Annotated in this window: 13 protein-coding genes; 12 read left to right on the top strand and 1 reads right to left on the bottom strand. The window is 48.4% G+C overall.

Going from position 1 to position 20,793, the window contains the following annotated elements:
- Position 1 precedes the first annotated feature (1 nt).
- The 9 genes from rplA to tuf all read left to right on the top strand — a co-directional run bounded on the left by rplA (position 2) and on the right by tuf (position 15,253).
- Positions 2-697 carry a 50S ribosomal protein L1 gene (gene rplA, locus H5336_RS05720; protein ID WP_185232253.1) on the top strand — a complete coding sequence of 232 codons (696 nt, stop codon included), beginning with the start codon at positions 2-4 and terminating at the stop codon, positions 695-697.
- Between the two features lie 275 nt (positions 698-972).
- On the top strand, positions 973-1,503 hold the full coding sequence (rplJ, locus tag H5336_RS05715; protein WP_185232251.1) for a 50S ribosomal protein L10: 531 nt from the start codon (positions 973-975) through the stop codon (positions 1,501-1,503).
- A gap of 61 nt (positions 1,504-1,564) precedes the next feature.
- Complete coding sequence (gene rplL, locus H5336_RS05710) at positions 1,565-1,939, top strand: 50S ribosomal protein L7/L12 (RefSeq protein ID WP_185232249.1); 375 nt, start codon at positions 1,565-1,567, stop codon at positions 1,937-1,939.
- Between the two features lie 219 nt (positions 1,940-2,158).
- Positions 2,159-6,244, top strand: a complete 4,086-nt coding sequence (rpoB, locus tag H5336_RS05705) for a DNA-directed RNA polymerase subunit beta (RefSeq protein WP_185232247.1) — start codon at positions 2,159-2,161, stop codon at positions 6,242-6,244.
- A gap of 82 nt (positions 6,245-6,326) precedes the next feature.
- Positions 6,327-10,547, top strand: a complete 4,221-nt coding sequence (gene rpoC / locus H5336_RS05700) for a DNA-directed RNA polymerase subunit beta' (protein ID WP_185232245.1) — start codon at positions 6,327-6,329, stop codon at positions 10,545-10,547.
- A 179-nt stretch (positions 10,548-10,726) separates the two neighbouring features.
- A complete protein-coding gene (rpsL, locus tag H5336_RS05695) occupies positions 10,727-11,098 on the top strand; it encodes a 30S ribosomal protein S12 (RefSeq protein ID WP_185232243.1) in 372 nt (123 codons plus the stop codon).
- A 139-nt stretch (positions 11,099-11,237) separates the two neighbouring features.
- Positions 11,238-11,708 (top strand): 30S ribosomal protein S7, encoded by a 471-nt coding sequence (rpsG, locus tag H5336_RS05690; RefSeq protein WP_185232241.1) that lies wholly within the window; start codon positions 11,238-11,240, stop codon positions 11,706-11,708.
- 160 nt (positions 11,709-11,868) lie between these two features.
- On the top strand, positions 11,869-13,980 hold the full coding sequence (gene fusA, locus H5336_RS05685) for an elongation factor G (RefSeq protein ID WP_185232239.1): 2,112 nt from the start codon (positions 11,869-11,871) through the stop codon (positions 13,978-13,980).
- Between the two features lie 49 nt (positions 13,981-14,029).
- Positions 14,030-15,253 (top strand): elongation factor Tu, encoded by a 1,224-nt coding sequence (gene tuf, locus H5336_RS05680; protein WP_185232237.1) that lies wholly within the window; start codon positions 14,030-14,032, stop codon positions 15,251-15,253.
- Between the two features lie 466 nt (positions 15,254-15,719).
- Here tuf and H5336_RS05675 read toward each other — a convergent pair whose 3' ends face one another.
- Positions 15,720-17,033: an MFS transporter gene (locus H5336_RS05675; protein WP_185232235.1), complete on the bottom strand. Its 1,314-nt coding sequence runs from the start codon at positions 17,031-17,033 to the stop codon at positions 15,720-15,722.
- A 521-nt stretch (positions 17,034-17,554) separates the two neighbouring features.
- Here H5336_RS05675 and H5336_RS05670 point away from each other — a divergent pair.
- The 3 genes from H5336_RS05670 (at position 17,555) to H5336_RS05660 (ending at position 20,544) form a co-directional block, all read left to right on the top strand.
- Complete coding sequence (locus H5336_RS05670) at positions 17,555-17,938, top strand: VOC family protein (protein WP_185232233.1); 384 nt, start codon at positions 17,555-17,557, stop codon at positions 17,936-17,938.
- Between the two features lie 55 nt (positions 17,939-17,993).
- Positions 17,994-19,253 (top strand): pectate lyase family protein, encoded by a 1,260-nt coding sequence (locus H5336_RS05665; protein ID WP_185232231.1) that lies wholly within the window; start codon positions 17,994-17,996, stop codon positions 19,251-19,253.
- 94 nt (positions 19,254-19,347) lie between these two features.
- Positions 19,348-20,544 (top strand): pyridoxal-phosphate-dependent aminotransferase family protein, encoded by a 1,197-nt coding sequence (locus H5336_RS05660; protein WP_185232230.1) that lies wholly within the window; start codon positions 19,348-19,350, stop codon positions 20,542-20,544.
- Positions 20,545-20,793 lie beyond the last annotated feature (249 nt).

Raw genomic sequence — 20,793 nt, 5'->3', positions numbered from 1 at the left:
CATGGCGAAGCTGAGTAAAAAGCAAAAAGTAATTGCTGAGAAAATTGATTTCACCAAGCTGTACGGTATAGAAGATGCTGTGGCATTGATGAAAGAGTTTGGAACTGCAAAATTCCCTGAAACTATAGATGTCGCGATTAACCTGGGTATCGACCCACGTAAATCCGATCAGTCCGTACGTGGTGCAACCAGTCTTCCTCATGGCACTGGTAAAGATGTACGTGTTGCGGTATTTAGCCAAGGCGCCGCTGCTGAAGCAGCGAAAGAAGCAGGCGCAGAGCTTGTGGGCATGGAAGATCTTGCCGAGCAAATTAAGGGCGGCATGATGGATTTCGATGTTGTGGTAGCTGACCCTGCTGCTATGCGTGTTGTAGGTACCCTTGGTCAAGTGTTAGGCCCTCGCGGTTTGATGCCAAACCCTAAAACCGGAACGGTAACTCCAGACGTAGCTGGCGCTGTTAAGAAAGCCAAAGCGGGTCAGGTGCGCTTCCGTGCAGATAAAGGCGGCATAATTCACGGGGGTATCGGTAAGGTTTCTTTTGATGCTAATGCACTTAAAGAGAACCTCGAAACACTGATTAATGATTTGAAGAAAGCTAAGCCGGCTGCAGCCAAAGGTGTCTACCTTAAAAAGATAACTTTGAGCACGACTATGGGCCCAGGTTTAGCTATTGATCAATCTAGCCTAGAAGTTTAATTCGGCTGATTGATAAACCAGAACTTTGGGGTCTGGCTTGACTTTTTTTGTTAGAAAGTTTGGCCGGGCTGTCAAAGACCGTAGGTGTGGTAATGGTCTTTTTTTTTGCTATTGCTACTTAATTGACATCGTAAGATAACTGCCTACGCAGACGGTGTGTCCCAATTCAGATTTTTTGCATTTGAATGTGATCACCGAAAACCGGAAATTGATCCAGCTCTCAAATTATCGAAAGCTGGGCAGTTTCTTAAACTCAGATCCAGGAGATTTTATTAGTGGCTATTGGACTCGAAGACAAGAAAGCGATTGTCGCTGACGTTAACGAGACGGCAACTAACGCGTTATCTCTGGTGGTCGCCGACGCACGCGGTGTGGCAGTTGGCGATATGGATGCTCTGCGTAAGCTGGCTCGTGAGAACAACGTTGACCTTCGGGTTGTACGTAACACTCTTGCGAAACGTGCTGTGCAGGGAACCGATTTTGAGTGTGTCAGCGATGCACTTGTTGGCCCCAGCCTGTTTGGTTTTTCTATGGAAGACCCAGGTGCAGCTGCCCGACTTTTCAAGGATTTTGCAAAACAGCAAGATGCCTTTGAAGTGAAGGCTCTGTCGGTAGGCGGCAAGTTACTCGAAGCAGGCCAAATTGATACTCTCGCTAAGCTCCCAACTTTGGAGCAGGCGCTGGGTCAATTGGCAAGCGTAATGATCGCACCAGTCACCAAGCTGGTTCGTACTTTCAACGAAGTACCTACCAAAGTAACACGCGTTGTTGCGGCCGTCCGCGACCAAAAGCAGGATGCAGCATAATTCCAGATGTTCTGGGTGTGCTAAATCTGTTAATTAACGACTTAATATTGGAGATAGAGTAATGGCTCTTTCTAAAGAAGATATCTTAAACGCAATTGCTGAAATGTCCGTAATGGACGTAGTTGAACTTGTAGAAGCTATGGAAGAAAAGTTCGGCGTATCGGCTGCTGCTGCTGTTGCAGTTGCTGCTCCCGCTGCTGCTGATGCTGCTGCTGCTGAAGAGCAAACCGAGTTTGACGTAGTTCTGACCGCCGTTGGCGAGAAGAAAGTTAACGTGATTAAAGCTGTTCGTGCAATCACTGGTCTGGGCTTGAAAGAAGCCAAGGCTATGGTTGACGGCGCTCCTAGCACCGTTAAAGAAGCAGCGTCTAAAGGCGATGCCGACGAAGCTAAGACACAGCTGGAAGAAGCCGGCGCGTCTGTTGAGCTTAAGTAAGCGAAGCTTCAAGACCTTCCCTAATGAGAAGGTCTTCGGAAACAAGGTCAGTGGGTTTTACCCTCTGGCCTTTTCCCGTTTGCGATCTGCGTAAGATCGAAGCGTGTGTTTGCCAGCGACGGTGAACCTGCGCGTAAGATGTAAAACACGGTCAAGAAAAGGCTCACCCGGCCTTTTAGTCTTTTGTAACAAGCTCCGTGCTCAAGCTGAGGAACACTAATGGCTTACTCATATACTGAGAAAAAACGTATCCGCAAGGATTTTGGCAAGCTGCCAGACGTGATGGACGTACCGTACCTACTGGCAATCCAGTTAGATTCCTATAGAAAATTTACCCAAGCTGACAAGCTTGATAATGCAAGGCTGGATATCGGCCTGCAAGCCGCCTTTAAATCGGTATTCCCTATCGTTAGCTATTCAGGGAATGCTGCGCTTGAGTATGTTAGTTACTCCTTGGGCAAGCCTGTATTTGACGTTAGCGAGTGCGTATTGCGTGGCGCTACCTATGCTGTGCCTTTGCGCGTGAAAGTCCGCTTGATTATTTATGATCGCGAATCGTCCAGTAAGGCAATCAAGGACATCAAAGAGCAAGAAGTTTATATGGGAGAGATCCCATTGATGACTGATAACGGTACTTTTGTTATTAACGGTACCGAGAGGGTTATCGTTTCCCAGTTACACCGTTCACCGGGCGTATTCTTTGAGCACGACAAAGGTAAGACTCACTCCTCCGGTAAGCTACTCTACTCTGCTCGGATTATTCCATATCGCGGTTCGTGGTTAGATTTCGAATTTGACCCGAAAGACTTGGTTTACGTTCGTATCGATCGTCGCCGTAAATTGCCTGCGACTATTCTGCTGCGTGCTATGGGCTACAGTGCAGAAGAAATGCTGGATATGTTTTTCGAAACGTCCAAGTTTAAGCTCGATACTGAAGGTGGCGTCAAGCTAGAGCTTGTGCCGTCTCGTTTGCGTGGTGACGTTACCACTTTCGAAATTAAAGATGACGATGGCACGGTTCTTATAGAAGACGGGCGTCGGATTACTGCCCGTCATATTCGGGTGCTGGAAAAAGCGGGCGTTACTGAGCTAAATCTTCCCGCCGAGTACTTGCTCGGTCGAACTTTGGCGAAAAACATTATCGACACCGGTACCGGTGAAGTACTGTTTGAATGCAACACCGAAATTACTGAAGAAGTAATTGAAGGTTTGCAGAAAGCCGATGTTGGCGAGTTCGAAACGCTATACACCAATGAGCTGGATTGCGGGTCGTTTGTTTCTGACACGTTGCGTGCAGATCCAACTCGTACAGAGCTAGAGGCGCTGGTAGAAATATACCGAATGATGCGTCCCGGTGAGCCGCCTACCAAAGAGTCGGCTGAAGCGCTTTTCCAGAATTTGTTTTTCAGTTCAGAGCGTTACGACTTGTCTGCAGTTGGCCGCATGAAATTCAATCGCCGCCTTGGGCACGACTCCGAGACCGGTGAGGGAACGTTGTCGCGTGAAGATATCGTTGATGTGCTTAAAACGCTTATCCATATCCGCAACGGCCAAGGATCTGTCGATGATATCGACCACTTGGGTAACCGGCGTGTGCGTTCTGTTGGTGAAATGGCCGAGAATCAGTTCCGTGTGGGGCTTGTTCGTGTTGAACGCGCTGTAAAAGAGCGTTTATCAATGGCTGAAAGTGAAGGTTTGATGCCGCAGGATCTGATTAACGCCAAGCCTGTAGCGGCTGCTGTTAAGGAGTTCTTCGGCTCTTCGCAGTTGTCGCAGTTTATGGATCAGAACAATCCACTTTCTGAAGTTACGCATAAGCGCCGTGTATCTGCGCTTGGCCCAGGGGGTTTAACCCGTGAGCGTGCAGGCTTTGAAGTGCGAGATGTTCATCCAACACACTATGGTCGCGTGTGCCCAATTGAGACACCTGAAGGACCAAACATTGGTTTGATTAACTCGTTGGCTACTTATGCTCGCACCAACAGTTACGGCTTTTTGGAAAGCCCACACCGCAAAGTTGTTGATGGCAAGCTTACCGACGATATTGAATACCTGTCCGCCATTAATGAAGCTCAGTATGTTATTGCGCAGGCATCTGCGGCAACAAATGACGCTGATGAGTTGACTGAAGAGCTTGTGTCCGTTCGATATCAGAATGAATTTACGCTCAAGGCAGCATCCGATGTGCAGTATATGGATGTCTCGCCACGTCAGGTTGTATCGGTGGCGGCATCTTTGATTCCGTTCCTTGAGCACGATGATGCGAACCGTGCATTGATGGGCTCGAACATGCAGCGCCAGGCTGTACCTACTCTGAAGGCCGACAAGCCTGTAGTTGGAACCGGTATGGAGCGCAACGTAGCGCGTGACTCTGGTGTGTGTGTTGTTGCTAAGCGTGGCGGAAAAATTGAGAGTGTTGATGCTGGCCGGATTGTTGTACGTGCTTCTCACGAAGAGACTGAAGCGGGTGATGCCGGTGTTGATATTTACAATTTGACTAAATACACCCGTTCTAACCAGAACACCTGTATTAATCAGCGTCCAATCGTGTCTACGGGGGATGCGATTGCGCGTGGCGACATTCTTGCTGATGGTCCTTCCGTGGATCTGGGTGAGTTGGCGCTTGGGCAGAATATGCGTATCGCCTTTATGACCTGGAACGGTTACAACTTCGAGGATTCCATTCTGGTTTCCGAGCGTGTTGTACAGGAAGATCGTTTCACCACTATCCACATTCAGGAGCTGACGTGTATTGCTCGTGACACGAAGTTGGGTAGCGAAGAAATTACTGCCGATATTCCCAATGTAGGTGAAGGCGCGCTCGCCAAGCTGGATGAGTCGGGCATTGTTTATGTTGGCGCTGAAGTTGTTGCGGGCGATATTCTGGTGGGCAAGGTTACCCCTAAGGGTGAAACCCAGCTGACTCCAGAAGAAAAGCTGCTGCGTGCGATCTTCGGTGAAAAAGCGTCCGATGTTAAGGATACCTCTCAGCGCGTACCTTCCTCCGTGAAGGGTACCGTTATTGATGTTCAGGTATTTACGCGTGATGGTTTGGAAAAAGACCAGCGCTCTCTTGAAATCGAAAAGTCTCAGCTCGATCAGGTTCGCAAGGATTTGAACGAAGAGTACCGCATCGTTGAGGGCGCCACATACGCGCGTTTGCGTACTGCGCTGGTTGGACAAAAGGCTTCAGGCGGCATGGTCGTTAAGAGAGGTGCTGATGTTACCGACGAAATGCTGGACGAGCTGGAAAAAGATGACTGGTTCAAGGTTCGTATGGCTGACGATGTGCTTAACGAACAGTTGGACGCAGCTGAGCAGCAATTAGCTGAGCGCCGGAAAGATCTGGACGAGCGCTTTGAAGATAAGAAGCGCAAGCTGGAAACCGGTGATGATCTGGCGCCTGGTGTACTGAAGATTGTTAAGGTTTATCTTGCTATCAAGCGTCGTATTCAGCCTGGTGACAAGATGGCTGGTCGTCACGGAAACAAAGGTGTTATCTCGGTGATCATGCCGGTAGAAGATATGCCTTATGATGAAAACGGCGATCCCATCGATATCGTTCTTAACCCGCTCGGCGTGCCTTCGCGAATGAATGTTGGTCAGATCTTGGAGACTCACCTAGGGTTGGCTTCCAAAGGTTTGGGTCGCAAGATCGGCAATATGCTGGAGCAGCAAAATGCTGTTGTTAAGTTGCGTGATTTGCTTGGCAAAGTTTATAACGATATTGGTGAGTCCTATAAAAAAGAAGCTCTGGATACTTTCACCGACGCTGAGCTACTTGAGTTGGCTGAGAACCTGAAGGGCGGTGTGCCTATGGCTACCCGTGCTTTTGATGGTGCAGCGGAAAGTGAAATCAAAGAGCTACTGCGATTAGCGGATATGCCTGACTCTGGCCAGATGACGTTGTTTGATGGTCGAACAGGTGATGCATTCTTGCGTCCGGTTACTGTGGGCTATATGTATATGCTCAAACTCAACCACTTGGTTGATGACAAGATGCATGCTCGTTCCACTGGTTCTTACAGTCTTGTTACTCAGCAGCCGCTGGGTGGTAAAGCACAGTTTGGTGGCCAGCGATTCGGTGAGATGGAAGTGTGGGCGCTGGAAGCATATGGTGCTGCCTATACCCTACAAGAAATGCTCACAGTGAAGTCGGATGATGTGAATGGCCGAACCAAGATGTATAAAAACATCGTTGATGGCGACCACCGCATGGAGCCTGGAATGCCGGAATCCTTTAACGTATTAGTTAAAGAAATTCGGTCTTTGGGCATCAACATCGAGCTTGAGCAAGATTCGTAAATTTTACAAATCAAACGGTGGTGGGCGAAATCACCGAAGGTATTTCGCCCACTGTGCGTAGGCACCCACTGGAGGAGCAGCTTTGAAAGACTTATTAAATTTGTTGAAGAATCAAGGGCCAAATGACGAGTTCGATGGTATTCGCATCGGGCTTGCGTCTCCTGAAATGATTCGTTCCTGGTCGTTTGGCGAAGTGAGAAAACCAGAGACCATTAATTACCGAACCTTTAAGCCGGAGCGCGAGGGTTTGTTCTGTGCCAAAATTTTTGGCCCAGTAAAAGATTACGAGTGTTTGTGCGGTAAATATAAGCGCATGAAGCATCGCGGCATTATCTGTGAAAAATGTGGTGTAGAAGTAACACTGGCGAAAGTGCGTCGTGAGCGTATGGGCCACATAGAGCTGGCGTGTCCTACAGCCCATATTTGGTTCTTGAAATCGCTGCCAAGCCGTATTGGTTTGCTGCTAGACATGACTTTGCGCAGTATTGAACGCGTACTCTACTTTGAATCATTCGTCGTGACCGATCCGGGTATGACTACCTTGGAGCGTGGCCAATTACTGACAGACGAGCAGTACTTTGAAGCCATGGAAGAGTTTGGTGATGAGTTTGACGCGAAGATGGGTGCTGAAGCAATTCAGCAGTTGGTTCGCGATATTGACCTGGAAAAAGACGCGCAAACATTGCGTGATGAAATCCCGAACACCAATTCTGAAACCAAGATTAAAAAGCTTTCTAAGCGCTTGAAGTTGCTGGAAGCCTTCTTGCAGTCGGGTAACAAGCCTGAGTGGATGATTCTGGAAGCATTGCCAATACTGCCGCCTGATTTGCGACCATTGGTGCCGCTAGATGGTGGACGTTTTGCAACGTCTGACCTGAATGACCTGTACCGCCGTGTTATTAACCGTAATAACCGGTTGAAGCGCTTACTCGATCTGAATGCTCCCGATATTATCGTGCGCAACGAAAAGCGTATGCTTCAAGAAGCGGTGGATGCACTGCTGGATAACGGCCGCCGCGGGCGCGCCATTACCGGTTCCAATAAGCGTCCATTGAAATCTCTTGCCGATATGATTAAAGGTAAGCAGGGGCGTTTCCGTCAGAACCTACTTGGAAAGCGTGTCGACTACTCCGGTCGATCGGTGATTGTGACGGGCCCCACTTTGCGTCTGCATCAGTGTGGTCTGCCTAAAAAAATGGCGCTCGAATTATTCAAGCCGTTTATTTTCAGCAAGCTAGAATTACGAGGCCTTGCCACCACGATTAAAGCAGCCAAGAAAATGGTTGAGCGTGAAGAGCCCGTTGTTTGGGATATTCTTGACGAAGTTATTCGTGAGCACCCGGTATTACTAAACCGTGCACCAACACTTCACCGTTTGGGTATTCAGGCGTTTGAACCTGTATTGATTGAAGGTAAAGCGATTCAGTTGCACCCACTTGTGTGTGCGGCCTATAACGCCGACTTTGACGGTGACCAGATGGCTGTTCACGTACCCTTAACGCTGGAAGCCCAGCTGGAAGCGCGTGCGTTGATGATGTCGACAAACAATATTTTGTCGCCTGCGTCAGGTGAGCCGATCATCGTGCCTTCGCAGGATGTTGTACTTGGCCTTTACTGGATGACACGTGAGCGCATCAATGACCTTGGTGAAGGCATGGTGTTCTCCGACACTAAGGAAGTGTCTCGTGCTTTCTATGCTAAGCAGCTTGGTTTGCAGGCCAGAGTTAAAGTTCGAATAGATGAAGTTACTCTGCGTGAAGACGGTGAAAGAGTAGAAAAGACCTACATCGTAGATACCACCGTTGGCCGTATACTGCTTTGGGAGATTGTGCCTGACGGTATTCCGTTCGAAATGGTTAACAAGGCGATGGTTAAAAAGGCAATTTCGGGGGTTATTAACTTCTGCTACCGAATTGTTGGGTTGAAAGCCACGGTGATCTTTGCTGATCAGCTGATGTACATGGGCTATGACTTCAGTACTAAATCAGGTGCATCCATTGGTGTTAACGACTTCGAAATTCCTACCGCAAAAGCGGGCATTGTTGATAGTGCTGATGCCGAAGTAAAAGAAATCGAATCGCAATTTGCATCGGGTCTTGTAACTCAGGGCGAGAAGTACAACAAAGTTATTGATATTTGGTCGCGTGCGAACGACTTGGTGGCTAAATCAATGATGGAGGGCATTTCGAAAGAAGCCGTTATCAATCGCGATGGCAAAGAGGAAATGCAAGACTCCTACAACTCGGTGTTTATGTATGCTGACTCTGGTGCCCGTGGTTCACCCGCACAGATTCGCCAGTTGGCCGGTATGCGTGGCTTGATGGCTCGTCCGGATGGCTCCATTATTGAAACGCCAATTGTTGCAAACTTCCGCGAAGGTTTGAACGTACTTCAGTACTTCATCTCTACTCACGGTGCTCGTAAAGGTTTGGCCGATACAGCATTGAAAACCGCGAACTCGGGTTACCTGACTCGTCGCTTGGTAGACGTTGCTCAGGACGTTGTTATTAAGGTTAATGATTGCGGTACTGATCAAGGCCTGATTATGACACCAGTGATCGAAGGTGGTGACATCATCGAGACGCTGGGTGAGCGAATCCTTGGTCGTGTTGTTGCGCAAGATGTTATTCGCCCGGGCAGCGACGAAATACTGATTCCGGCCGGAACCATTATCGATGAGAAGTGGGTCGAGCGCGTAGAAGGTATGGGCATCGACGAAGTTATTGTTCGCTCTGCGATTAGGTGTGAGTCTCGTTATGGTATTTGTGCTCAGTGCTACGGTCGTGATCTAGCTCGCGGCCATCGTGCAAATATCGGTGAAGCTGTTGGTGTTATCGCTGCTCAGTCTATTGGTGAGCCAGGAACACAGCTGACCATGCGTACTTTCCACATTGGTGGTGCGGCGTCTCGAGCGTCTGCTGCAGATAGCATTCAGGTTAAGCAGGAAGGTACAGTCCGTTTACATAACCTCAAAGTGGTAACGCGTGCAGCCGGTGATCTGGTGGCGGTAAGCCGTTCCGGTGAGCTTGCTGTAGCCGACGGCTCCGGCCGCGAGCGAGAGCGTTATAAGGTGCCATACGGTGCCGTTATTTCTGTTAAAGACGGTGAGGCCGTTGAAGGCGGTTCCGTTGTTGCGAAATGGGATCCGCACACCCACCCCATCATTACCGAAGTGGCGGGTACAGTTGCCATGACCGGTATGGAAGAAGGGTTGTCGGTTCGCAAACAAACAGATGACCTGACAGGACTGTCCAGTATCGAAGTTATCGATCCTGCAGAGCGACCTGCCGCAGGTAAAGATCTAAAACCTGGTATTACGCTAGTTGATGCAAACGGTAATGAGTTGACTTTGGCTAACTCAAACCAGCCCGCACATTACCTGCTTCCAGGTAAGGCGATACTCAACCTTAGTGATGGTGACCAGATTGGTGTTGGTACCGTTATTGCGCGTATTCCGCAGGAAGGCTCTAAGACTCGTGATATCACCGGTGGTTTGCCGCGTGTTGCCGACCTATTTGAAGCGCGTAAGCCGAAAGAGCCTTCAATTTTGGCCGAAATCTCCGGTACGGTGTCCTTTGGTAAGGAAACAAAAGGCAAGCGTCGCCTGGTTATTACTCCCGCGAATGGTGTTTTATTGGCCGATGGATCAACGCACTATGAAGTATTGATCCCTAAGCATCGTCAATTGACCGTGTTTGAAGGGGAGACGGTAGCAAAAGGTGAAGTCGTATCCGACGGCCCCAGTAATCCGCACGATATTTTACGGTTACAGGGTGTTGAGGCTTTGGCTCGATACATCGTTAATGAAATCCAGGAGGTTTATCGCCTCCAGGGTGTGAAAATTAACGACAAGCATATTGAGGTTATCGTTCGCCAGATGTTACGCAAAGCTGAAATTACCGTTATGGGTGATTCTGATTTTGTTAAAGGTGAGCAAGCTGAGTACCAGCGTGTATTGGAGCACAATGAAAAATTACGTGCCGATAGCCGTCAGCCCGCTCAGTATGAGCGCCAGTTGTTGGGTATCACTAAGGCATCGTTGGCAACGGAATCGTTTATATCCGCTGCTTCATTCCAGGAAACAACGCGCGTTCTTACAGAAGCAGCGGTTACCGGTAAGCTTGATAAGTTGCGTGGTTTGAAAGAAAACGTTGTAGTTGGGCGATTGATTCCAGCCGGTACGGGCTTGACTTATCACAGTGAGCGTCGTCGCAGACGCGAAGAAAAAGCCGCTCCAAGTGATGGCGTAAGTGCAGCTGAGGTAGAAGCAGCTTTAACCCAGGCTTTAAAGTCCGGGGTGTAAGGCTGTTGACAAACCCTCGCAATGCGAGGGTTTAAATGTTGACGATGGAGGGTGGTGTCATTACAATGCGCCACCCGCTATATATGGTGGGGGGCAGATAATGCCCGTTTTTAGTGAAATGGTTTCCAGATTTCGTTATTTCGGAACGGAAACATGATTAATTTTTGGAGTTAAGTTTCATGGCAACGATCAATCAGTTGGTTCGTAAGCCGAGAAAACGCAAGGTTCAGACGAGTGACGTTCGTGCTTTGGAAGCATGTCCTCAACGCCGTGGTGTTTGTACTCGTGTTTATACGACTACACCGAAAAAGCCAAACTCTGCACTACGTAAAGTATGTCGTGTACGTTTGACTAACGGTTTTGAAGTATCTTCCTACATTGGTGGTGAAGGTCATAATCTTCAGGAACACAGTGTTGTATTGATCCGCGGTGGTCGTGTAAAAGACCTGCCGGGTGTTCGCTATCACACCGTTCGTGGTTCCCTGGATACGTCTGGCGTTAGCGATCGTAAGCAAGGTCGTTCTAAGTATGGTACTAAGCGTCCTAAGTAAGGTCGCTTACCATCAGCGTTTTTAAGCCGAACCAGTAAGGCCGGGCGGTTCTGATTTTATAGATTTATCTACAAAACAGCAGAGCATACTCAGCGTCCCGGGTTAACCTGAATTCATGAGTAATTGGTGAGTTAATAACATGCCTAGAAGAAGAGTTGTCGCCAAGCGCGAAGTATTACCAGATCCGAAATTTGGTAACGTGACTTTGGCCAAGTTTATGAACCACGTGATGGTTAGTGGTAAAAAATCTGTAGCTGAGCGTATCGTTTACGGTGCGTTAGAACTGGTACGGGAAAAAATGAACAAAGATCCGCTGGAAATTTTCGGCGAAGCTTTGGAGAATATTGCACCGTTGGTGGAAGTTAAGTCCCGCCGTGTAGGTGGTGCTACTTATCAGGTACCTGTTGAAGTTCGTCCTTCTCGTCGTGAAGCCTTGGCTATGCGTTGGTTGGTAGAATACTCGCGTAGTCGTGGTGAAAAATCCATGCCTCAGCGTTTGGCTGGTGAGCTGATTGATGCTTCCCAAAGCAAAGGTGGTGCGGTTAAAAAACGTGAAGATGTTCACCGCATGGCTGAAGCGAACAAGGCGTTCTCGCACTTCCGCTTCTAAAACCTCTACTGCGTTTCGCAATTTAATTCGCGATAGTTTAAGTACTTGCAGCAGAAGGCAGCCACAAGCTGCCTTTTAGCGTTTTGATTGCGAAAAAATGCGGTAAAGTCTAGAGAGTTTTGTTAGTTTGTGAATTCCACCGGTATTTGGAGAAACAGTCGTGGCACGTAAAACCCCAATAGCACGTTACCGAAATATCGGTATATGTGCGCACGTTGATGCGGGTAAAACGACGACCACTGAACGCGTTCTTTTTTATACTGGATTGTCCCATAAAATTGGCGAGGTTCATGATGGTGCTGCCACCATGGACTGGATGGAACAAGAGCAGGAACGTGGAATTACTATTACTTCTGCAGCTACGACTTGCTTTTGGTCCGGTATGCAGAAGCAGTTTGATCAGCATCGTATCAATATTATTGATACGCCGGGACACGTGGATTTCACGATTGAGGTTGAACGTTCTCTGCGTGTGTTAGATGGTGCTGTAGTGGTACTTTGTGGTTCGTCTGGTGTACAACCGCAAACAGAGACAGTATGGCGTCAGGCCAACAAATACGAAGTGCCGCGCATGGTGTTCGTAAATAAAATGGATCGTGCCGGCGCAGATTATCAAATGGTAATCGATCAATTAGGCGAACGTTTGGGCGCCAAAGCCGTGCCGTTACAAATGACAATTGGTGCGGAAGAGAATTTCAAGGGTGTTGTCGACCTAGTGAAAATGAAAGCTATTCTCTGGAATGAAGGCGACCAGGGAATGACTTTTGACTACGCTGAAATTCCAGAAGAGCTGAAGGCGCAGTGTGGTGATATGCGAGAAAACTTGGTAGAAGCTGCTGCTGAAGCCAATGATGAGCTGATGACTAAATACCTAGAAGGTGGTGAGCTCAGCGAAGAGGAAATTAAGGCAGGTATACGTATCCGCACCCTGGCTAACGAGATTGTACCGGTGCTGGGTGGTTCGGCCTTTAAAAATAAAGGTGTGCAGGCTGTATTGGATGCGGTGGTTGAATATTTGCCCGCGCCAACGGAAGTAAAAGCTATTGAGGGTACGCTGGAGGATGGAGAGACTCGTGCCACGAGAAGCGCGGACGATGACCAGCCTTTTGCGGCTTTGGCATTTAAAATTGCAACAGACCCATTCGTTGGTACGTTAACTTTTTTCCGTGTGTATTCGGGGACGTTAGCAAGTGGTACAGCGGTTTACAATTCTGTAAAGCAAAAGAAAGAACGCGTAGGTCGGATGGTGCAGATGCACTCCAACAGCCGCGAAGAAATTAAAGAAGTGTTGGCGGGTGACATCGCGGCGGCTATCGGACTGAAAGATGTCACTACCGGCGACACGCTCTGTTCAGAGCAGAAGAGAATTGTGCTTGAACGTATGGAGTTCCCGGAGCCGGTTATTTCGGTTGCGGTAGAGCCCAGATCCCAAGCAGACCAAGAAAAGATGGGGGTTGCGCTTGGTAAGCTGGCGCAAGAAGACCCTTCGTTTCGCGTTAAAACTGACGAGGAGACCGGGCAAACGATTATTTCGGGCATGGGCGAGCTGCACCTCGATATAATTGTTGACCGTATGCGCCGTGAGTTCAGCGTTGAGGCTAATATCGGTAAGCCGCAGGTGGCTTATCGTGAGCGCATTACGCGTAGCAGTAAAATTGAAGGGAAGTTTATTCGTCAGTCGGGTGGGCGAGGCCAGTTTGGGCATGTATGGCTCAAATTCGAACCGGCTGAAGATTCAAACGCGGAAGGCCTAGAATTTGTCAACGAAATTGTCGGTGGAGCTGTTCCTAAGGAATATATTCCGGCCGTTGAAAAGGGTATATCCGAGCAAATGCAAAATGGTGTAGTTGCCGGATACCCGCTATTGGGGCTAAAGGCGACGCTGTATGATGGGTCATACCACGATGTTGACTCCAGCGAAATGGCCTTTAAAATTGCTGGCTCAATGGCGGCTAAGAAATTGGCGCAGGAAGGCGGAGCTGTACTGCTTGAGCCAATGATGAAGGTAGAAATCGTAACACCTGAAGAAAACATGGGCGATGTTGTGGGCGACCTTAACAGACGTCGAGGTATGATTCAGGGAATGGATGAAAACCCTTCAGGTAAAGTTGTTAACGCGGAAGTGCCTCTGGCTGAAATGTTTGGCTATGCCACTGATCTGCGTTCAGCAACTCAAGGTCGTGCGACCTTCACCATGGAGTTTGAGCGTTACGCTGAAGCACCAAATAATGTTGCGGAAGACATCATCGCTAAAAACAGAACCGGCGGTTAATCTCCCCAATTCGTATTTTAAAGTTCAAAATATTTAGAGGAACAAAACAGTGGCTAAAGAGAAATTTGAACGTAATAAACCACACGTAAACGTTGGTACCATTGGTCACGTTGACCACGGTAAAACAACTTTAACAGCGGCTCTTACTCGCGTATGTGCAGAAGTATGGGGCGGTGAAGCTGTAGCTTTTGACGGTATCGATAATGCTCCAGAAGAGCGTGAGCGCGGTATTACTATTGCAACTTCACACGTTGAGTACGACTCTCCAGAGCGTCACTACGCGCACGTTGACTGCCCAGGGCACGCCGACTACGTGAAAAACATGATTACGGGTGCTGCTCAGATGGATGGCGCTATTCTGGTTTGTGGTGCAACTGACGGCCCTATGCCTCAGACGCGTGAGCACATCCTCCTGTCTCGTCAGGTAGGTGTACCGTTTATTCTGGTATTCCTGAACAAAGCTGACCTGCTGGCTGATGACTGTGGCGGTGTTGGTTCTGATGAATACAACGAAATGTTAGAGCTGGTTGAAATGGAATTGCGTGAGCTGTTAGATGCCTACGAATTCCCTGGCGACGATACTCCAATCATTGCTGGTTCTGCATTGATGGCCCTTAATGGCGAAGATGACCACGAGTTGGGTACTACCGCTGTGAAGAAGCTGGTTGAAGCTCTGGATTCCTACATTCCGCAGCCTGAGCGCGCTATTGATCAGCCGTTCTTGATGCCTATCGAAGATGTATTCTCTATCTCTGGTCGCGGTACTGTTGTAACCGGCCGTGTTGAGCGAGGCATCATCAACGTTGGTGAAGAAATGGAAATCATTGGTATTAAGGATACTACCAAGACGACCTGTACTGGTGTTGAAATGTTCCGCAAGCTGCTTGACGAAGGTCGTGCAGGTGAGAACGTTGGTGTATTGCTACGTGGTACCAAGCGTGAAGATGTTGAACGTGGTCAGGTACTGGCTAAGCCAGGTACTATCACTCCACACACCAAGTTCGAAGCAGAAGTTTATGTTCTGTCTAAAGATGAAGGTGGTCGTCACACGCCATTCTTTAAAGGCTATCGTCCACAGTTCTACTTCCGTACGACTGACGTAACCGGTGCTTGTGAGTTGCCAGAAGGCGTTGAAATGGTAATGCCAGGGGACAACATTCAAATGGTTGTTACTCTGATCGCTCCAATCGCCATGGAAGATGGCCTGCGCTTCGCGATTCGTGAAGGCGGCCGTACCGTTGGTGCTGGTGTTGTAGCTAAGGTTGTAGAGTAATCTACAGTCTGCGCTAAGAAAAAGGCCGCTTTAAGCGGCCTTTTTTGTGCCTGTTAATAAATAGACATCTAGGTTGAAAAGTATCAGGCAGATGCTCTCTAACCTGGGTAGTGATTTTATTACGGGCGGTATGGGTCGCAGAATTTATACTGGTGCACACAGTGTCAATTTAGTCGGGTGAAAATATAAGGGCCGTTAAAGCCTATATGGGTAGCTAGTTTCCTTGATCCCATCTGATGGGGCCCAACAATTGTAGCTTTCAGGGAGTGCGATTATGCACACTGCGTTTGTCGGTAATTTTGTAGGGGCGGCTGTTGGTGCATTGAAAGCGTGGTGCTAGAAGGGGTTAGGTAGATTGGCGGACAGTAATTAATCGAGCGGTACAATAATGCGGCTAGAAACAAAACACCCCATCAAATCGTGAGATTTGATGGGGTGTTATTTACTAACCTATTAGCAAAAATACTTAGCTTTCTTTTATGTGCTTAAGGTTGTTATCCAGTGGGGTCATCTTAGGCATCATTAAGTGAACAATGCCGAGAATAACCAGGTAGCAAGAGCCCGCTATTAGGAAAGCCCAGAAATAACCATCGTTACCGGCTGCGTCGAGTGTCTTACCCAGGATTTTATCGCCGATCATACCGGCCACTGCACCTACCATACCGCCAATACCTACCACAGATGCTGTGGCTTTCTTTGGCATTACATCGGATACCAAGGTGAATATGTTTGCTGACCAAGCTTGGTGGCCTGCTGCCCCGAGGCCAATAAGGAGGATGGCAACCCACTTACTCTCGGTGATGGCGACATAACAAACGGGTAAAATGGCTAAGGCGCAGAAAAGCAGCGTCATTTTACGTGCCTTGTTTACTGTCCAGCCGCGGCGCATAAAGAAGCCTGACAAATAGCCACCAAAGATACTACCGCCATCTGCAAGTGCGTAGATAACGAAGAAAGGCAGGGCGATACTCTTGATGTCTACTCCGTGTGCGTCGGCAAGGAACTTTGCACCCCAGAACAGGTAGAACCACCATACGGCGTCTGTCATTTTGGCAACACCGAATGCCCAAGCTTCACGAGTTTGAGCAACTTTTAGCCATGGCAGGCTTTCTTCTGAGTCGTCGCCTTCCGCTTCGGAGTCACTATTAATGTAGGCCAGTTCTTCAGGTGAAACTTTAGGGTGCTCGTGTGGCTTTTTGTAGGTGCGCAACCAGAGGAATACCCATAAGCTACTTAGAGCACCGGTAATCAGGAAGGGAATCTGCCAGTTAGTACCATCTTCAGCAACAATCCAGGTGATAACAAACGGGGCCGCGATGGCGCCGATACTGGTGGCTGCGTTAAACAGGCCGGTGGCGAAAGCACGGTCTTTTTTCGGGTACCATTCACCAACGGTTTTAACGGCAGCAGGGAAGTTACCTGCTTCACCAAAGCCGAGGCCGAATCGGGCAACCGCAAAACCAATAACACTAAAGCCTGGTTGAACCAGGGCGTGCGCCATGCCGAAAACACTCCAGATACCGATTGAAAGGGTGTAGCCTTTCTTGGTGCCCAGCTTGTCAATAAGGCTACCCATGCTCAACATACCAATTGCGTATGCAACCTTAAAAGAGATCATGATGTTGGCGTAATCGTTATTACTCCAGTCGAACATTTTCTCAAGGGTTGGAGCCAAGACGCCGATGATGCTTCGGTCAAAATAGTTGATCGTGGTCGCAAACATCAGCAATGCTAATATTCTGAATCGGTAGTTCCCGACCTTTGGTTTTTCTTTAGTCATTGTAATAGTCTGTCTTGTTAAAGGGTTATTGTTAGCTGGTCCATTACTGTGGCAAGAGAGTGAGTTATGAGAGGTGTTAGCCTCTTAGAAGCTCAGCCAATAGACGTTACAGTAAGTGCCATTTTCTTCAAAAAGGATATACCATGAATTGGCATATCCAAATTTGTGATTGGTAATACCAATTGTCAACGCATAATTACATTTTGGGGTTGGTTTTTCAATAGCCAGCTAGCCATAGGCGTTCGTTTGGTAGCCAGCGTAATAGGACTCCTTTCTTGTCGGTTTGGGGTATCTAAATTGGCGCTGAACGGCTGCTACAGCAGTATATCCACGTTTTCCAGCTAGGGGGCGGCCCGGTAGCGATTACCAACCTGCTTGACGCAGGTCAAGCCGCTTCATGCGTGGGGTAAGCTGCGGGGTTTCTCTGGCTGCTTTCGAGTATATTGCGCTTTACTTGAATCTGCGCAGGATACGTCGGTATCAAATCATCAGCCAATTACTATACTGAATAGAGGTTAACAATGAAGATTGAACATTTTGCTTTTAATGTGACTGAGCCTGTCGAAATAGCAGCTTGGTACTGCAAGAACCTTGGTTTTACGGTTAAGCACAAGTTTGACCAAGCGCCTAATACGCACTTTCTGGCCGATGAGACTGGGCAGGTAATGATTGAGATTTACTGCAATCCACCTGAAGAGGTACCAGAATACGCTAATATGAATCCGTTACAGTTGCATTTGGCCTTTGTTAGCCATGACCCAGTTGTCGATGCTGAGCGTTTGATTGGCGCGGGTTGCCAGGAAGTGGATGATTTACAGCTTGCCGATGGCACTCACCTTAAAATGCTTAAAGACCCGTGGGGCTTTTCTATTCAGTTATGTAAACGCGGCAAACCAATGTTGTAGGCGCTCCGTAAAACGCACAGGAGCTTTTTGTGTCGGGTATTAGAGTGGTGTTTTTTTGCGATACGTCTCTTTTTTCTTTCTTATTAGCTTCAGCCTTTCGCTTTATGGGCAGAAGGCCGGCCCTGTATCTGCGTTGAGTCTAGAGCAAGCTAAGGGTTTTGGCTTGGATACCGTTGGTGGTTTGGGAGGCCGGGTTCTCAAGGTAACCAACTTAGCGCCTAAGGGGGCGGGCTCGCTTGCTTGGGCGTTGCAGCAATCGGGGCCTAGAGTTGTCGTGTTTGAGGTCGGCGGTGTTATCGATTTGAAGGGGGAAAAGCTTAAAATTTCTCAGCCTCATTTAACCCTCGCAGGTCAAACCGCACCCTCGCCCGGTATTACCATTATTCGTGGCGGATTATTGGTTCGCGCTCACGATATACGTATTGAGCATATTCGTGTGCGCCCAGGTGATAATTTTGAGTCGCCCCTCTCCGGTTGGGATACCGATGGAATTGCAGTTTCGCGCGGGAATGCAAAGCGCGTCCATATAGACCACGTGTCGGTCAGCTGGGCGGTAGACGAAAATTTTTCGGCGACTGGGCAGCGAACCAAAGGCTGGGGGTATTCAGCATCTGACGTAACTTTTTCTAATTGCATTGTTGCCGAAGCATTGGACTATGCCTCCCATGAAAAGGGTCGGCATTCCAAAGGGCTTTTGGTGCATGACTACGTAAAAAACGTTGCTGTGCTCGGAAATTTGTTCATTAGCAATGACCGCAGAAACCCCTACTTTAAATCCCATGCTACTGGCGTAGTGGTGAATAATTTAATGTACAACGTTGGCAATCACGCGGTGTATGTTGACTATATAATTGATGAGTGGGAGCGCTCGAGCCTGCAGCCTGGAAACCCCAAAATAGCCGTAGTTGGCAATGTGCTGCGTTATGGTCGCGACACCTACTCTGATTTGGCTTTGGTCTACGGTAGTGGTGATGTGTATTTGCGCGATAATAAAGTATTTAATTTGCAACAGAAGCCCATGCCTCACAGGGGTAGTGCAGTGAAGTTACTTGAAGCACCGCCCGTTTGGCCGGAAGGTTTGAAGGCGATGAATGTTAACCGCGTTGAAAAAAGTGTGCTCGCCAATGCCGGTGCAAGGCCCTGGGACAGGGATGAGGTTGATCAACGAATTATCGATAGCTATAAGTCACGTAGCAGTCGTATTATCGATAGTCAGAGTGATGTGGGGGGATATCCCAAATACCCGGAGGTTCGTCGTCCGTTGACGGTGCCAGACGAGAATATCTCAGCATGGCTGCAAAGCTTTAAACGTTAATGTTCCAGTGTGTGCACGCCGCCCTTGTTAAGGTCGAACGCTGTACACACCTTTCCGTGCTATTATGCGTCTTTTTTATTCGCCGCAATATCCTATGAAAATTTCCCGTCCCCAGGTTAAAACCCTCGATCGCATTCTTCCTGAAGAGCCATTGTTAATGATGGGCGCAGGTCCTGTTCCTATCCCTGAAGCTGTCGCTCAGGCGAATGGCATAGTGATTAACCATTTAGGGGAAACCATGACTGAAATTATTGGCCAGGTGAAGAGCATGGCCGGTTATATATTTCAAACAGAGTCCCCCTGGATAGTCGGTGTCGCCGGGCCTGGCTCAGCGGCAATGGAAATGGCCGTGGCCAATTTGGTGTGGAAGGGCACTCGTGTGCTGAGTATTTGTAACGGGTTTTTCTCCAGCCGCCTTGCTGAAATGGCGGTGCGTTCAGGGGGCGTGGTTGAAAAGCTAACGGTGCCTGAAAGCGAAAGTGTAGATCCGTCACAGGTGCGTAACCTGCTCGAACAAATGCAGCCGGAAGTGATTACCGTTGTGCAGGGGGAAACTTCAAACACCACCCTTAATCATCAGCTAAAGGAAATTGGTGAGCTTGCGAAAGAGTTTGGTGCATGCCTTGTGGTCGATGCGGTTTGTACGTTATCGACATTACCGTTAAATATGGACGATTGGTATATTGATGCCGTTATAACCGGTGGCCAAAAAGGTTTGAGTTCTATCCCCGGTGTTTCGTTGGTTGCCTTCTCGGAGAAGGCGTGGACGAGAGTTGATCAGCGTGAAGGCCTATTACCGCAATGGACCTTAGATGCCCGTTTGGCTACAAAATTTTGGCATGGAGGGTCTTACCATTACACCGCACCTGTATCGGGCTTGCTTGCACTCCACGAAGCGATGCGCTTGGTGTGCAATGAAACATTAGAAAAGCGTTTTGAGCGGCACGAAAAATGTTCGGAAGGTTTGCAGAGGTCAATCGAAACGTTGGGCTTGGAATTGTACGTGCCAAAGCGAGCGCGGCTAAATTCGGTAGTGGGTATACGTGTGCCCAGCGGGTTAGACGGGAAAGCCATTTGCAGCCACATATCAAAAAATTATCTGGTTGAAATTGCGGGCTCTTTTGGGCCGCCAATTGTTCGAATAGGGCAGATGGGAGAGCAATGCCGAGTACATAACTTGTTTCGTACCATTCACGCATTTGGTTCCACTTTTAATGATTTGGGTTACCACGTGGATGTGCCGGCGGGAATGGCGAGTTTAGAGACGGTACTGCAGTATCAAAAAGTGTAGAGGTGTTGGTGAGCCAGTAATTGGTGACCTTCGTTTGTTTTAGGTTCTTTGAGTCCGTGTGATCGTTACTTTTTTTAAATGCTCCTTTTTAGGTGCGCTTGATCGCTACAAAAACGTTGGCGCTAATTCACAGTGGTTTCTGCTCAGCTATGGTTAGTCGATAATCGCATTGGCAGGATGATTCCAAGGGGATGTGATTTAAGGTTACCGGCTTCAAAAAAGCCTCGGCTTTAACGCCGAGGCTTTTTG

It is taken from the genome of Teredinibacter franksiae (genome assembly GCF_014218805.1).
GTDB classification, from domain to species: domain Bacteria; phylum Pseudomonadota; class Gammaproteobacteria; order Pseudomonadales; family Cellvibrionaceae; genus Teredinibacter; species Teredinibacter franksiae.
This window is presented reverse-complemented; position numbering and strand designations above follow the sequence as displayed.

Excerpts from the sequence above, each read along its gene's own strand:
- H5336_RS05670 (WP_185232233.1), top strand. The coding sequence starts at position 17,555 with ATGAAGATTGAACATTTTGCTTTTAATGTGACTGAGCCTGTCGAAATA.
- rpsL (WP_185232243.1), top strand. The coding sequence starts at position 10,727 with ATGGCAACGATCAATCAGTTGGTTCGTAAGCCGAGAAAACGCAAGGTT.
- H5336_RS05660 (WP_185232230.1), top strand. The coding sequence starts at position 19,348 with ATGAAAATTTCCCGTCCCCAGGTTAAAACCCTCGATCGCATTCTTCCT.
- rplL (WP_185232249.1), top strand. The coding sequence starts at position 1,565 with ATGGCTCTTTCTAAAGAAGATATCTTAAACGCAATTGCTGAAATGTCC.
- rpoB (WP_185232247.1), top strand. The coding sequence starts at position 2,159 with ATGGCTTACTCATATACTGAGAAAAAACGTATCCGCAAGGATTTTGGC.
- rpsG (WP_185232241.1), top strand. The coding sequence starts at position 11,238 with ATGCCTAGAAGAAGAGTTGTCGCCAAGCGCGAAGTATTACCAGATCCG.
- rplA (WP_185232253.1), top strand. The coding sequence starts at position 2 with ATGGCGAAGCTGAGTAAAAAGCAAAAAGTAATTGCTGAGAAAATTGAT.
- H5336_RS05675 (WP_185232235.1), bottom strand. The coding sequence starts at position 17,033 with ATGACTAAAGAAAAACCAAAGGTCGGGAACTACCGATTCAGAATATTA.